The following is a 14,281-nucleotide window of genomic DNA, read 5'->3' as shown; positions in this document are numbered from 1 at the left end:
CGTGCCTGCGCGGGCCCGGGTGCTCGGAGCATGGTGCCACCCGCCACCCGCACCGCGAGACCAGGAGACACCGTCATGGCCGACATCACCCGCCGCACCGCCATCGGGCTGGGAGGGGCGTTCGGCCTCACCGCGCTCCTCGCCGCCTGCGCCTCCGGATCCAGCGGCGGCGGTGGCCCCGCCACCGCCGACCTCCGCGTCTGGATGATGACCGACTCGGTCTCCCAGGAGGCGCGCGACTGGCTGAAGAAGACGTTCGAGGAGCAGCACCCCGGATCCACCCTCACCATCGAGCTGCAGGTGTGGGACGGCATCGTCTCGAAGCTGCAGACCTCGCTCGCGAGCGCCGACTCCACCCCCGACATCATCGAGCTCGGCAACACGCAGGCGCCCACCTTCTGCGCGGTCGGGGCCCTCACGAGCCTCGAGGACATGAAGGAGGAGCTCGGCGGATCCAGCCTCACGCAGTCGCTCGTGGAGCTCGGCTCGCACGACGGCCAGATGTACGCGGCCCCGTTCTACGCGGGCAGCCGCCTCTTCTTCTACCGCAAGGACATGTTCGCCCAGGCCGGCGTCGAGGTCCCCACGAGCGTCGACGAGCTCACCGCCGCCGCCGCGAAGCTGCAGGCCGCGCACGCGGGCGACCCGTCGTTCTCGGGCCTCTACCTCCCGGGCATCTCGTGGCAGTCGGCGCTCGCGTGGCAGTTCACCGAGGGCGGCCGCCTCGCCGAGCAGGACGGCGACACCTGGAAGGGCTCGCTCTCCAGCCCCGAGAGCCAGAAGGCGTTCCAGGCGCTGCAGGAGATCTGGAAGACGGGATCCACCGCGGGCGGCGTGACCGACAGCGAGGTCTCCGAGAAGCCGTGGGTGCCGTTCAACGCGGGTGAGACAGCGATGTTCTTCGGCTTCAACTGGCACCTGGCCAACATCGACAAGGCCCTCGTGGACGCCGGGAACGTGGGCTACTTCGGCTTCCCGGCCGCCGCGGGGGGCGACGCCGGGCACCCGTTCGCGGGCGGGTCCAACGTCGCCATCTCGGGCCGCTCGAAGAACCAGGACCTCGCCAAGGAGGCCATGAAGCTGATCTTCTCGCAGCCCTTCCAGGAGTACTTCGCCACCCAGGGCGGCTGGGTCCCCGGCAACCTCGACTACGCCGCCGCGCTCGGCAGCGACGAGCTCGCCACCCTCACCACCGAGGCCGTGCGGAACTCGGTCGGCACGCCGGCCGCGCAGAACTGGGCGCTCGTGGAGGGCGCGCGCGTGATCGACGACTTCTACGTCGCGGTCGCGGCCGGCGGCGACACGGTCGCGCTGGCCTCCGCCGCCGACGCCAAGCTCACGAGCCTCCTCGGCCAGGCGTGATCCGCCCGTGAGCGCCGTCCTCAGCACGTCCACCTCGACCCCGTCGCCCGCGCCGGCGCTCGAGGCGCCGCGCAGCCCGAAGGCCGAGCGCCGGCTCGCGTGGGTCCTCGTCCTGCCGGCCGTCGCGATCGTCGCGGTCGGCCTCGCGTACCCGCTGGCGCGGCAGGTGATCATGTCGTTCCAGCGCTTCGGGCTCGCCCAGCAGTTCGGGCAGGCGCCGGAGCTCGTGGGCCTCGACAACTACGCGCAGGTGCTCGGGGATCCGGCCTTCTGGGCGTCGCTCGGCCGGTCGGTGGGCTTCTGCCTCGCTTGCGCGGCGGCGACCGTGGTCATCGGCACGGCCGGCGCGATGCTGCTCACGCAGGTCCGCCGCTCCATCGCGGTCGCCGTGCAGATCGTGATGCTCGTGGCGTGGGCGATGCCCGTGCTCAGCTCGCTGCAGGTGTTCCAGCTCCTGTTCGACCCGCGCAGCGGCGTGGTCGGCTGGACCCTCGGCCAGCTCGGCGTCGAGGGCATGGTCGGCTACAACTGGCTGTCGGATCCGCTGACGTTCTTCGCGGTGGCCGGCCTCCTCATCACGTGGATGAGCGTGCCGCTCGTGGTCTTCATGGTCTACGCGTCGGTGACGCAGCTCGACGAGTCGATGATGGAGGCCGCCCAGCTCGACGGCGCCGACGGCCGCCAGCGGTTCGTGCACATCGTGGCGCCGTCGGTGGCCCCGGTGCTCCTGCTCGTGAGCCTGCTGCAGGTGATCTGGGACCTGCGGGTGTTCACGCAGATCCACATCCTGCAGCAGAGCAGCGGCATCACCGACCAGACCAACGTGCTCGGCACGTTCGTCTACCAGATCGGGCTCTCCGGCGGGAACTACGGCGTCGCCTCGGCGGCCGCCATGGTCATGCTCGCCGTCAGCCTGGTGCTCACCTGGCGCTACATCCGGGCGCTCCTGACCGAGGGGGACGGCCGATGACCGCGACCATCGCACGCTCCGCGACGACGCCCGCGTCCGGCTCCGCATCCGCCCCCGGCTCGCCCGCCGCGGCACCGGGCGACGCGCGACCCGCCGCCCGCGCGCCCCGCGCCCGCCGCCGCCGCTCGCCCGGCCGCATCGCGCTCGACCTGGTGGCGATCGCGTTCGGCCTCGTCTGGCTCTTCCCCGTCTACTGGATGGTGGACGCCGCGTTCCTCACGCCCGAGCAGCTGTCGTCGCGCACGCCCACGTGGATCCCCGTCGGCGGCACGCTCGAGCACTTCGCGCGCATCCTGGGCGACGGCCGGTTCTGGTCGGCGCTCAGGATGAGCACGCTCATCGCGCTGGTCGTGGTGGCCGGGTCGCTCGCGTTCGGGGTGGTCGCCGCATTCGCGCTCAGCCGGTTCCGCTTCCGGGGGCGCACGTCGATGATCGTGGCCGTGCTCGTGATCCAGATGATCCCCGCGGAGGCGCTCTTCATCTCGCAGTACCGCATGCTCGACGGCTGGGGCCTGCTCAACTCCGTGCTCGGGCTGAGCCTGCTCTACCTCGCCGCCAACGTGCCGTTCACGATCTGGGTGCTGAAGGGCTTCGTCGACGGGATCCCCGTCGAGCTCGAGGAGGCCGCCATGCTCGACGGCTGCAGCCGCGTCGGCGCGTTCCGCCGGGTCACCCTGCCGCTGCTCGGATCCGGCCTCGTCGCCTCCAGCATCTTCAGCTTCCTGGCCGCGTGGAACGAGTACACGCTCGCGCTCGTGACCCTCTCCGCCGACGACAGCCGCACGCTGCCGCTCTGGCTCCAGGGCTTCCGCGGCCAGATGCAGGAGACCGACTGGGGCGGCATCATGGCAGGATCGACGCTCATGGCGCTCCCCGTGGTGATCCTCTTCCTCATCGTGCAGAAGCGCATGGCGACGGGCCTCACCGCGGGCGCGGTCAAGTGACGGGCCTCCCGCGGCTCGAGCTGCGGGTCCCCCGGCCGGTCATCGCCTTCGACATCGGCGGCACCGACGTCAAGATCGCCGTCGTGGACGCGCGCGGCGAGGTCGTCGAGGCCCGCTCGATGCCGACGCCCACCCACGACGCCGCCGCGCTGGTCGCCGCGCTCGCCTCCGCCGTCGCCGACGCGGCGCGCGACCACCCCCATGCCGCGCCCGAGGCGGTCGGCGTGCACGTGGCCGGCGTCGTCGACGACGACCGCGGCGTGGTCGTGCTCGCCGAGCACGTGGGCCTCCGCGAGGTGCCCATGCGCGACCTGCTGGCCGACGCCACGGGGCTGCCCGTCGCGTTCGGCAACGACGCGCGCGGCGCCGGGGTGGCCGAGTTCGAGATGGGGGCGGCGCGCGGGACCCGCGACGCGGTCGTGGTCACCATCGGCACGGGCATCGGCGCGGCCGTCTTCGTCGACGGCCGGCTGTACACGGCGGGCGGGCGCGGCGCCGAGATCGGTCACCTGCGCACGACGCCCGTCGGATCCGACGCCGGCGTCCGGTGCGCGTGCGGCGGCTCCGGCTGCCTCGAGACCGTCGCGTCGGCGCAGGGCGTGGCCGACGCGTACGCGCGGGCGACCGGCAGCGCGAGCACCGAGGGCGGATCCGCGCGCGTGTTCCGCGCCGCGGCCGCCGGGGATCCGGTCGCGCAGCGGGTCGTCGACGCGTGCATCGACGCGCTCGCGCTCGCCTTCGCGCAGCTGACGGCGATCCTCTCCCCCGAGGTCGTCGTGGTCGCCGGCGGGCTGTCCCGCGCGGGCGAGCAGCTCCTCGGGCCGCTGCGCGAGCGCCTCGACTCCCTCCTCACCTTCCAGCGCCGCCCGCTCGTGGTGGCCGCGCGCTTCGGCGGGCAGGCCGGCGTCATCGCGTCGGCCCTCATCGCCGGGCGGCTGCCGGAGGCGGGCCGGGCCGGCGCCGTGGATGCCGCGCGGTCGACCGCCGGGGCCGTGGGCGCGTGACCGTCTCCCCGCCCGCGGGATCCGCCGGTCCGCCCGCGGCGCGCCCACCCGAGCGCCTGCTCGGCGGCGGCCGCCTCCCGCCGCCGCCCCCGCGCATCCGGCGCCAGGTCCCCGACAGCGAGATCGCCGGTGAGACCGCCTCCGCGCTGCTGTACATGATCGCCACGGGCTCGGCCACGAACCGCGCCGACCTCGCCCGCACGCTCGGCCTGCCGCCGTCCACGATCACGGGGAAGATCGCGCAGCTGCTCCGCGCCGGCCTCGTCGAGGAGCGCGGATCCGGTGACCCGACGGGCGGCCGTCGCCCGCGCGTGCTGCACCTCCGCGACGACGCGGGCGTGATGCTCGCCGCCGACCTCGGCCGCAGCCACGCGCGGCTCGCGCTCCTCAGCATGTCCGGCACGATCGTCGACGCGCGCACCATCCCCATCGACATCGGCGCCGGCCCGCTCGGCGTGCTCGCGCTGGTCGCGACGGCGCTGCGGGCCCTCGTCGCGGAGTCGGGGGATCCCGTCGTCCGCGGCGTGGGCATGTGCCTGCCCGGCCCGGTGGACACCGCGCGCGGCATGGTCGAGTCGCCCGCGTCGATGCCCGGCTGGCACCGCTTCGACGTCGTCGGCTGGCTCGCGGACGAGTTCGACGCCGTCGCCGTGGTCGACAACGACGCCAACATGATGGGCCTCGGCGAGCACGCGACCCTCGACCGCCGGGCGGCCGGATCCCGCGTGCGGGTGGGCAGCATGCTCTTCCTCAAGGCGGGCGCGTCGGTCGGCTGCGGCATCGTCATCAACGGGCACGTGTACCGCGGCGCCACCGCGCTGGCGGGCGACATCGCGCACGTCCGGGTCGCGGCCGCCGCGGGGATCCCGTGCAACTGCGGCAACAGCGGCTGCCTGGAGACGGTCATCGGCGCGAACGGCATCGTCGCCGGGCTGCGCGCGGCGGGCGCGCCCGTGCGCGACCTGCCGGACGCGGTGCGGCTCGCCCACGACGGCGACGCGCGCGCCACCACGCAGCTGCGCCAGGCCGGGCGCACGGTCGGCGACACGCTCGCGGCGGTCGTCAACTTCTTCAACCCCGAGGTGGTGGTCATCGGGGGGATGCTGTCGACCGTCGAGCCGTTCGTCGCCGCCATCCGCTCGCAGCTCTACGAGAGCTGCCACCCGCTCGCGACGACGACGCTGCGGATCCAGCAGAGCGAGGCCGGCGTGGACGCGGGCGTGCTCGGCATCGGGCAGCTGTGCCTGCGGCGGGCGCTGGCGCGGCTGTACTGAGCGGCGCCCGCGAGGCCCGCGCCGCGCTCAGGACGCGCGCGTCATCATCCGCGCGGACAGGTCGGGCGTCTCCGTCACCTCGTCGAACGGCACCATCGGCCGGATGATCCGGTGGTGCGGCAGCCGCGCGAGGTCCTGGTCGACGCCGCCGGGCGTGAGCGCCATCATCCAGTCGGCCGCCATGGCGTGCAGCTCGGGCTCGAGGTAGCCGATCTTCACCACCACGATGTCGGCCGCCCGCGCGTCGATGCCGTTCCGCTGGAAGTCCCGCTCCAGGTGGTACGGCTTCCGGCGGCCCGTGAGGATCACGCGCAGCCCGCCCACGCGCACGACCGCCTCGACGTCCGCGGCCGGATCCCCGTGCGCGATGTGCTCGACCGTGCCGCGGATCTCCGCGGGCGGCGCGACCGTGTCGTCCACGAGCGCGCCGGCCCGCACGTCGACCTCGCCGCCCACGCCCGCCGCCACGCACGCGGCGACGGCACCCGGATCCGGGATGGACGCGTACACGGCCTCGACGGCGCCCGACGCGATCTCGGGCCGCGCGAGCAGCGCGCGCAGGGTGCCCGTCGCGTCGCCCGCGCCGCCGGCCGTGGGGTTGTCGCCCGAGTCGCTGAGGAAGAAGGGCGTCGCGTCGCTCGCGACCGCGCGGTCGAGGCACTCGTCGAGCGTGCCCACGGGCGCGACGAAGGCGAAGTCGTCGCGCACCCGCCAGAGCTCGGCGGCCAGCTCCTCGGCCGACGCGGCGACGACCGCGGGGTCGTCGCCCGTGACGACCACGGCCGCGTGGTTGCGCGGCTCGTCGGCCCAGGCGTAGCCGATCCAGATCCCCGCGTCGATCACGCCGTCGCGCGCCGTGATCCCCGGGATCCGCCCGTACAGCCCCTTGGCTGGCTCGTCGCGCGTGCTCGTCTTCTCGCCCGGCAGCAGGATCGGCACGGGCACCCACGCGGTCGCCACCGGATCCCGGCGCCTCGGCCCCGTGAGCCGGTCGACGAGGTTCCCGACCGCGCGCTCCACGGTCTCGAGCGCGTCCTCGTGCGGGGCGAGGCGGTAGCAGGTGATGAGGTCCACCGACGTGGCGAGCAGCGGCGTGACGTTGCCGTGCAGGTCCATGGTCGCGGAGACGATCGCGTCGGGGCCGACGAGCTCGCGGATGCGGGCGGCGAGCGCGCCCTCCGGGTCGTCCGTGCCGATGACGCTCATGGCGCCGTGGATGTCGAGGAGCACGCCGTCGACCGGGCCGTCGTCGCGCAGCGAGCGCTCGAGCGCGCCCAGCATGTCGTCGAGGATCGCGCGGTGGTCGTCGGCCGGGACGGGGCCGCCGGGGATCGCGCGGAAGTGCGGCAGAGCCGTCCACGCGGTGCGCTCCCGCAGCGGGGATCCGGGCGCGAGGAACGGGCGGCCGGCGAGGTAGGCGTCGCCCTCGGTGCGCACGAACTGGTCGACGCGGGTCACGGCGGGCGAGTACACGCTCGCCTCGAGCGACATGCCGAGCGAGACGATCCGGGGGCGGTGCGGCATGGGGTCCCTTCCGTCCGGCGCGGGTCGGGTCGGGTCGGCGAGCGCCGCCCTCCTGCCGGGTGCTCCCACCATATGGAGGCCCGCGACGCGTCCCGCCGGCCGGCGGTTACGGCTCCGTTAAACCGGTCGCGTCCGAACGGCGGGCCCGGGACGCCGACGGACGCCGCGCCTAGCGTGGGATCACGGCCGACCGCCCGGCCGCCGGATCCGGAAAGGCCGCCCATGCGCATCGGCGTCAGCTCCTACACGTTCGCCCCGGCCCTCGAGGCCGGCACCCTGACCGTCCCCGACGTCGTCGACCTCGTCGCCGACTCCGACGCCGCCCACCTGGAGATCTCGATCGCCGGCCTGGGCAGCGAGCTCGTCGACGACCCCGCTCTGGTCGCGGCCATCCGCGCCCGCGCCGACGCGCGCGGCGTCGAGCTCGCCAACTACGCGGTCGGCGCCGACCTGCTCGCCCCCGACCTCGACGGCCAGGTCGCCCGGCTGCACGAGCACCTCCGGGTCGCGCACGAGCTCGGGATCCCCCTGCTCCGGCACGACGTGTTCGCGTGGCCCTGGCGCGAGACCGACGACGACGCGTTCGAGCGCGCCTTCGCGACGATCGTGCCCGTGTGCCGTGACCTCGCCGACCACGCCGCGACCCTCGGCATCGCCACCACCGTCGAGAACCACGGCATGAGCATGAACGCGAGCGACCGGATCCTGCGCCTCGTCGAGGCCGTCGACCGGCCCGCCTTCCGCGTCACGCTCGACGTGGGCAACTCGCTCTGCGTGGACGAGGATCCGCTCACCGCCGTGCCGCGCCTCCTCCCCCACGCCGCGGTCGTGCACCTCAAGGACTTCGACGTGCGCGACGTGCCGCCGGACGGCACGTGGATGACGACGCTCGGCGGGCGGGGGATCCGCGGCGCCGTCGTCGGCGCCGGCGACCTGCCCATCGGCCGCATCCTCGCGCTCGTGGCGGAGTCGGGCTTCGACGGCCCGGTGTCCATCGAGTTCGAGGGGCTCGAGGATCCGATCACGGGCTTCACCCAGGGCCTCGCCGCCGCCCGTCGCCTCGCCGCGGAGGCCGTCCGATGAGCGCGCCCGCCGCATCCGCCGCCCCCGTCCGCATCGGCGTCGTCGGCGCCGGCACCATCGCCGGCCTCCACCTCGCCGCCTACGCCCGGAACCCCGACGTGGTGATCGCCGGCATCTGCGACATCGACGGCGAGCGGGCCGCCGCCCGCGCCGCCGAGCACGGCGCGGGCATCGTGTCCACCGACTTCCGCGCCTTCGTCGCCGACCCCGGCATCGACGCGGTGAGCATCTGCACCCGCAACGACACGCACGCGGAGGTCGCGATCACCGCGCTCGAGGCGGGGAAGAGCGTGCTGCTCGAGAAGCCCATGGCCGTCACGGTCGCGCAGGCCGAGGCCATCGTGGCGGCCGAGGCGGCGAGCGCCGGATCCGTGCAGGTCGGCTACGTGCGCCGCCACTCCTCGAACGCTGTCACCCTCAAGCGCTTCGTGGACGCGGGCGACCTCGGCCCCCTGTACTACGCGAAGGCCGTGTTCCTGCGCCAGGCGGGGGATCCGGGCGGCTGGTTCTCGAACCGGTCCGTCTCCGGGGGCGGCCCGCTCATCGACCTCGGCGTGCACTTCCTCGACATGGCCCTCTGGCTCATGGACTTCCCCGAGCCCGTCGCGGTCACCGGCTACACGTTCTCGCGCCTGGGCAGCCGCACGAACCTCCGCGGCCTCACGCGCTACCTCAGCGCCGACCAGACGCCGTCGGACGACCCGGTCGAGGACCTCGCGGGCGCGGTCGTGCGCTTCGCCTCGGGCGCCGTGCTCGCGATCGAGACCTCGTACTCGCTGCACGGCCGCGACAGCCAGTCGTTCGAGGTGTTCGGCGAGCGGGGCGGCGCGACGCTGGAGCCCGAGCTGCGGATCACGACGGAGCTGCACGACACCGCCGTGGAGATCATGCCGAACATCGACGCGCTGTCGTTCGACCTCGACGAGGGCTTCCAAGTCGAGATCGACACGTTCGTGCGCACCGTGCGCGGCGAGGTCGCGCCCGTCGCTCCCGCGGCGCACGGGCTGCACCTCGCGCGGATCCTCGAGGCCGTCTACGCGTCGGCCGCGAGCGGGCGCGAGGTGCGGCTGGACTGAGGCGGCGGGCCTCACGACGGCTGCAGCAGCTCCCCCTCCTCCACGAGCTTCCGCGACAGCACGCGGTACCCCTCGCTCTCGAAGAAGACGGTGATCCGGTCCTCCTCCGTGCTCATCACTGTGCCCGGGCCCCACTCCGCGTGGGTGACCTGCGACTGCGCGGGGAACATCTCGTCCGACGCGGCGGGCGCGTCATCGGCGGCGGCTGGCGCCCCCATCGCCGCGTCGTGCGCGTCGCCCTCCTCGAGCCGGTCGCACGCGTCGCAGTTGCCGCACCTCTCCGGCGACTCCTCGCCGAAGTACCCGAGCAGGAACTGGCGGCGGCACTGCGGCGTCTCGGCGTAGCCGCGCATCATGTCGAGGCGCGAGACCTCGATGCGCTCGCGCTCCTGCGCGACCTCCTTGGCGCGGGACGCGGCCTCGCGCGGATCCAGCTCCTCGCGCACGAAGGCGCCGTCCCGGTCGGATCCGAGCACGCCCGCGTCCACGAGCAGGTTGAGCACGCCGCCCACCGTGCGCGCCGACATCCCCGCGCGCTCGGCGACCGCGGCCGGCCGCACCGGGCCGTCGACGCCCGCGACGGCGACCGCCGCGTACACGTCGCGGAGGCTCGCCGGCCGGGGCGTGCGCGCCGCGAAGAAGCGGCGGAGGCCGAGGTCCTCGGCGCGGTAGTGCAGGATCCCGACCGCCGGCTCCCCGTCGCGACCCGCGCGCCCGACCTCCTGGTAGTACGCGTCGACGGACTCGGGCGGAGCCGCGTGGATCACGTACCGCACGGTCGGCTTGTCGATCCCCATGCCGAACGCGCTCGTCGCGACCACCACGTCCACGTCGTCCTCGTGGAACGCGGTCTGCACGCGCTCGCGCTCGGGCGCCGGCAGGCCCGCGTGGTACGCGTCGACGCGGAGCCCGGCCGCGCGGATCTCGTCGGCGTAGTCCTCGGCGTCCTTGCGCGTCGCCACGTAGACGAGGCCCGGCTGCGTCTGCTCCACGACGTGCGCGACGATCGCGCGCCGCTTCTCCGCCTCCTCGGTGTGCCGCCGCACCTCGAGCCGGATGTTCGGCCGGTCGAAGCCCGACGAGAGCACGAACGGGTCGCGCAGCCCCAGCCGCTCCTCGACCTCGTTGCGGATGGGCGTGGATCCGGTCGCCGTCATCGCGACGGTCGGCGGGTGCCCGAGCGCGTCGATCACGCCGCCGAGCCCCAGGTAGTCGGGCCGGAAGTCGTGGCCCCACGACGCCACGCAGTGCGCCTCGTCGATCACCACGAGCGACACCCCGCGCGCCACCAGCCGCTCGACGACCTCGTCGCGCGCCAGCTGCTCGGGCGTGAGGAACACGATCCGCGCGCCCGGCTCCTCCACGGTCGCCCACGCCTCGTCGAGCGCCTTCCCGCGGATCGTGCTGTTGATCACGCGTGCAGGTGGCGCGGCGGGCGCGTCCTCGAGGTTCTGCACCTGGTCGGCCTGCAGCGCGATGAGCGGCGAGACGACGACGGTGAGGCCCTGCATCAGCACGGTGGCCACCTGGTAGATCGCGGACTTGCCGTAGCCCGTGGGCATGACGACGAGCGCGTCGCGCCCGCGGACGAGCGGGCCGATCGTGCGCACCTGGCCGTCGTGCAGCTCGTCCCAGCCGAAGGACTCGCGCGCGACGCGGAGCGCGTCCTCGGGCTCGGGTCCCGGCACGGGCTCCGGGACGATGGCCGGATCCTCGGCGGCGGGCCGCTCGTCCGCCGTGCGCTCGTCGGCCGTACGGTCGTGCGTGGTGCGGGTGGTCGTGCGGGTGGTGCGGGTCGTGCCCGCCGCGGTGCGGTTCTGCTTCACCTCCCCACTGAACGCCGGGCGTCGAGCAGTGACCAGGCGCGCGCATGCGCTCACGGCGGACCGTCACGCTCCCCTGCCGCCGGGCGCGCCGCGCGGGCGCCGGGGCAGGCGCCGGCCGCGCGGTGCCGTCAGTCCGCGTCCACCCGCGGGAACGGATCCGCGTACCCGACCCACGCGGCCGGCCCCGCCGCGAGCTCCTCCCCCGTCAGCACGGCCCGCCCGATCGCCCGCCGCAGCACGGCCGGCCGCAGCCCCACGCCGAAGAACGCGATCTCCGTGCCGTGCGGCGCGCCCTCCTGCCACGGGTCGATCCCGGTCGGCTGGAGCGTCAGCATGGATCCCACGCTCGACCACCCGCCCACCTCGCCGGGCCGCGACGCCAGCGACACGAAGCCCTTGGATCGCAGCACGAGGCCCGCTCGGTCGGGCCGCAGCTCCTCCTCCACGGCGAGCGCGAGCCGCTCGGGGTGCAGCGGCCGCGGGTCGCTCACGACGACGGATCCCACGGGCCCCTCCAGCCGATCGACCTCCCCCGGCCGCGTCGCGACGCCCGCAGCCGTGAGCTCGCGCATCCACCCCGCCGATGCCGCGAGCCCCGCCACGTCGCCCCAGCGCGGCAGCCGGTCGAGCGCGAGGGGCCGGCGGGCGTCGAGCACGGCCGCGCGCGGCGCGAGCCGGCGCACGAGCGCGACGAGCGTCCCGCGCGACTCGACCGGCACGCGCGCCATGCCGGTCAGCACCACCACGGTCGCGTACTCGACGAGGTCGGCGAGCGTCTCGGCCTCGTCGAACGCGTCCTCCACCCGGCCGAAGGCGATCGTCTGCAGCCGGTCGGCGGGCACGACCGAGACGACGTGGCGGAGCCCGAAGCCGGATCCCGCCCCGCCGAACGCCCGCTGCATGTCGTGCTCGCGGCGCAGCAGCAGGTCGAGCTGCATGCCGGTCGCGCGCGCGTCGGCGGTCGCGGGGATCCCCACCACGGCCTCGACGCCCGACCCGCGCTCCGCGAGGTCGTCGAGGAACCGCGCGATGGGCTCGACCGGATCCGCCTCCTCGGGCGGCAGCACGAGCACCGTCGCTGCCACGTCGTCGACCGCGTCGCGCAGCACCGCGCGGAGGCCGGATCCCTCTCCCACCACGAGGACGACGCCCGACGGCGGCTGCGGGTACACGGGCAGGGGCAGGTGGTCGCGAGCGGGCATGGCGCTAGTCTATTGAGAACCGTTCTCGTGAAAGGACCATCCCATGAAGGTGCGCAACTCGATCAAGGCCCTGAAGAAGATCCCCGGCGCGCAGGTCGTGCGACGCCGCGGCCGCGTGTTCGTCATCAACAAGAAGAACCCGCGCATGAAGGCCCGCCAGGGCTGACCAGCCACCCGGCCGGCGCCCCGCATCTGGGGCGTCGCCGGCGGGACCCGCGTCGATACGGTGGAGACCCACCGAGCGACGAGGGGTCCGCCGCATGATCGTCGCCGTCATCATCGCCTGCGAGATCGGCTTCTGGGCCGTGCTGGCCGCCGGGCTCGCCGTCCGCTACGCCCTCCGTCGCCCGCGCCTCGGCGCCGCGGTCCTCGCGTGCGTGCCCGTGGTGGATCTCGTGCTGCTCGTCGCCGTGACCATCGACCTCCGCGGCGGGGCCACCGCCGACTGGACCCACGGCCTCGCCGCCGCCTACCTCGGCGGATCCGTCGCCTTCGGCCACTCGATGCTCCGCTGGCTCGACGTCCGCTTCGCCCACCGGTTCGCCGGCGGCCCCGCGCCCGTGCGCCCGCCCCGGTCCGGCCGCGCCAGGGTGCGCCACGAGTGGCGGCTCTGGATCCTCACGGTCGCCGCCTACGCGATCGCCTGCGCCCTGCTGCTCGCCGCCATCGCGTTCGTCGGCGACGCCGCGCGCACCCAGGCGCTCGGGGACTGGATCGGCCGGCTCACCGTCCTCCTCGGCATCTGCACGATCTGGGCCGTCGCGTGGACCATCTGGCCGGGCCCGGAGCCCGAGGCCGAGCCCGGGGCCGAGCCGGCCACGGTCCCCTCCTCGGCGGCCGGCCGCTGAGCCGCGTCGGCGCCGACCGGCCGACCCCCCCTCAGAGCGGGAATCGCAGCCGCAGCACGTGGGATCCGTCGGGCCGCGTCTCGGCCGTGAGGCTCCCGCCGAGCAGCTGGGCGCGCTCGCGCAGGCCGGTGAGCCCGTGCCGCCCGCTCGGCAGGTCGAGCAGCGGGAGCGTCGCCCGGCCCGCCTCGACCTCGAGCAGCACGTGGCCCGCGTCGAGCCGCCCGGTGATCCGCACGGCCGCCCCGGTCGCGTGCTTCCGCGCGTTGGTGAGGCCCTCCTGCACCGTGCGGTAGACGGCGCGCTGGGCGGCCGCGGGGAGGTCGGCGGGGAGGTCGATGTCGGTCGTCGCACGGATCCCGCTGGCCGCCACGAGCGCCGGCACGTCCCGGAGGGTCGGCTGCGGCGCGAGCTCCCGCCGCTCGCCGCCCGCCGCGCGGAGCACCTCGACCATGCCGCGCAGCTCCTCGAGCGTCACCGTGCTGAGCCCGCGGATCGTGCGCGCGGCCTCCCGGGAGCGCTCGTCCGCCGCGCCGACCTGCATCGCCCCCGCCTGCACGGCGATGAGGCTGACCTGGTGCGACACCACGTCGTGCATCTCCCGCGCCAGCACCGCGCGCTCCCGGGCGAGCGCGACCTCCGCGGCCTGCCGCTGCCCGAGGGTCTGCGCCTCCCGCAGCTCGCGCAGCTGCGCCGCCGCCGTCCGCCGCTCAAGGAGGAACGCGCCGAGGAGCGCGGGCCCGACCGTGTAGATCGTCGCGTCCACGAGGGGCCCGACCACCGACTGCAGGTCCTCCGGCGGCGCGATCGGCAGCAGGTACGCGACGAGGGACGCGCCTGTCGCGACGCCCACCCGCCAGCGCGCGGCGCGCGAGAGGCCGAGGTCGAAGAGGGCGACCACGAGCGGCACGTACGCGATGCCGATGTAGAAGGCCGGCATCGCCGCGAGGAGGCTGAGCCACGGCCAGCGCCGGCGCAGCAGCAACCCGAGGCACGCGACGACGCCGGCGACCGCATCCCACGGCGACTCCGCGTCGGCGAGGAACGTGAAGGAGGCCGCGGTGGCGACCCCGGCCACGAGCAGGTCGACGAGCGCCGCGCGGATCCGGTCGGCCCGGGTCGCACCGCCGGTCGCGGTCGCGGCGTCCTCGACCGTCACGCGCATCGCCCA

General features: G+C 74.9%; 13 protein-coding genes. 9 read left to right on the top strand and 4 right to left on the bottom strand.

The window, feature by feature from the left end; translation table 11 throughout:
- Positions 1 to 75: 75 nt before the first annotated feature.
- From JOE38_RS10540 to JOE38_RS10520, 5 genes are read left to right on the top strand one after another with little or no spacing between them, the layout of a single operon-like run.
- Complete coding sequence (locus JOE38_RS10540; RefSeq protein ID WP_204576231.1) at positions 76 to 1,362, top strand: extracellular solute-binding protein; 1,287 nt, start codon at positions 76 to 78, stop codon at positions 1,360 to 1,362.
- A gap of 7 nt (positions 1,363 to 1,369) precedes the next feature.
- The gene (locus JOE38_RS16025; RefSeq protein WP_204576230.1) at positions 1,370 to 2,332 is read left to right on the top strand and encodes a carbohydrate ABC transporter permease; all 963 of its coding nucleotides are present in this window, start codon (positions 1,370 to 1,372) and stop codon (positions 2,330 to 2,332) included.
- Positions 2,329 to 3,276 carry a carbohydrate ABC transporter permease gene (locus JOE38_RS10530; RefSeq protein ID WP_204576229.1) on the top strand — a complete coding sequence of 316 codons (948 nt, stop codon included), beginning with the start codon at positions 2,329 to 2,331 and terminating at the stop codon, positions 3,274 to 3,276. The genes JOE38_RS16025 and JOE38_RS10530 overlap by 4 nt, the downstream gene beginning before the upstream one ends.
- Positions 3,273 to 4,280: an ROK family protein gene (locus JOE38_RS10525; RefSeq protein WP_204576228.1), complete on the top strand. Its 1,008-nt coding sequence runs from the start codon at positions 3,273 to 3,275 to the stop codon at positions 4,278 to 4,280. Before JOE38_RS10530 ends, JOE38_RS10525 begins: the two co-directional genes overlap by 4 nt.
- A complete protein-coding gene (locus JOE38_RS10520; RefSeq protein ID WP_204576227.1) occupies positions 4,277 to 5,554 on the top strand; it encodes an ROK family transcriptional regulator in 1,278 nt (425 codons plus the stop codon). The genes JOE38_RS10525 and JOE38_RS10520 overlap by 4 nt, the downstream gene beginning before the upstream one ends.
- 27 nt (positions 5,555 to 5,581) lie before the next feature.
- On the opposite strand, the gene JOE38_RS10515 is transcribed toward JOE38_RS10520, so the two are convergent.
- On the bottom strand, positions 5,582 to 7,078 hold the full coding sequence (locus JOE38_RS10515) for a M81 family metallopeptidase (protein WP_204576226.1): 1,497 nt from the start codon (positions 7,076 to 7,078) through the stop codon (positions 5,582 to 5,584).
- Between the two features lie 222 nt (positions 7,079 to 7,300).
- Between JOE38_RS10515 and JOE38_RS10510 the strand changes: the two genes are divergently transcribed.
- Together JOE38_RS10510 and JOE38_RS10505 are read left to right on the top strand one after the other, a co-directional pair.
- Positions 7,301 to 8,161, top strand: a complete 861-nt coding sequence (locus JOE38_RS10510; RefSeq protein WP_204576225.1) for a sugar phosphate isomerase/epimerase family protein — start codon at positions 7,301 to 7,303, stop codon at positions 8,159 to 8,161.
- Positions 8,158 to 9,237 (top strand): Gfo/Idh/MocA family protein, encoded by a 1,080-nt coding sequence (locus JOE38_RS10505; RefSeq protein WP_204576224.1) that lies wholly within the window; start codon positions 8,158 to 8,160, stop codon positions 9,235 to 9,237. Before JOE38_RS10510 ends, JOE38_RS10505 begins: the two co-directional genes overlap by 4 nt.
- Positions 9,238 to 9,248: 11 nt before the next feature.
- Here the strand turns inward: JOE38_RS10505 and JOE38_RS10500 are convergent, their stop codons facing one another.
- Positions 9,249 to 11,063: a RecQ family ATP-dependent DNA helicase gene (locus JOE38_RS10500; RefSeq protein ID WP_204576223.1), complete on the bottom strand. Its 1,815-nt coding sequence runs from the start codon at positions 11,061 to 11,063 to the stop codon at positions 9,249 to 9,251.
- 128 nt (positions 11,064 to 11,191) lie between these two features.
- The gene (locus tag JOE38_RS10495) at positions 11,192 to 12,265 is read right to left on the bottom strand and encodes a GTP-binding protein (RefSeq protein ID WP_204576222.1); all 1,074 of its coding nucleotides are present in this window, start codon (positions 12,263 to 12,265) and stop codon (positions 11,192 to 11,194) included.
- A 43-nt stretch (positions 12,266 to 12,308) separates the two neighbouring features.
- Here JOE38_RS10495 and ykgO point away from each other — a divergent pair, with 43 nt between their 5' ends.
- Complete coding sequence (gene ykgO, locus JOE38_RS10490; protein ID WP_015488840.1) at positions 12,309 to 12,431, top strand: type B 50S ribosomal protein L36; 123 nt, start codon at positions 12,309 to 12,311, stop codon at positions 12,429 to 12,431.
- 94 nt (positions 12,432 to 12,525) lie between these two features.
- A complete protein-coding gene (locus JOE38_RS10485) occupies positions 12,526 to 13,113 on the top strand; it encodes a hypothetical protein (protein ID WP_204576221.1) in 588 nt (195 codons plus the stop codon).
- A 31-nt stretch (positions 13,114 to 13,144) separates the two neighbouring features.
- Here JOE38_RS10485 and JOE38_RS10480 read toward each other — a convergent pair whose 3' ends face one another.
- On the bottom strand, positions 13,145 to 14,275 hold the full coding sequence (locus JOE38_RS10480) for a sensor histidine kinase (RefSeq protein WP_204576220.1): 1,131 nt from the start codon (positions 14,273 to 14,275) through the stop codon (positions 13,145 to 13,147).
- Between the last annotated feature and the right edge of the window lie 6 nt (positions 14,276 to 14,281).

This window comes from Clavibacter michiganensis (assembly GCF_016907085.1).
Taxonomy (GTDB): domain Bacteria; phylum Actinomycetota; class Actinomycetes; order Actinomycetales; family Microbacteriaceae; genus Clavibacter; species Clavibacter michiganensis_O.
Note: the sequence above shows the minus strand (reverse complement) of the source record. Positions and strands in the feature narration are given on the sequence as shown.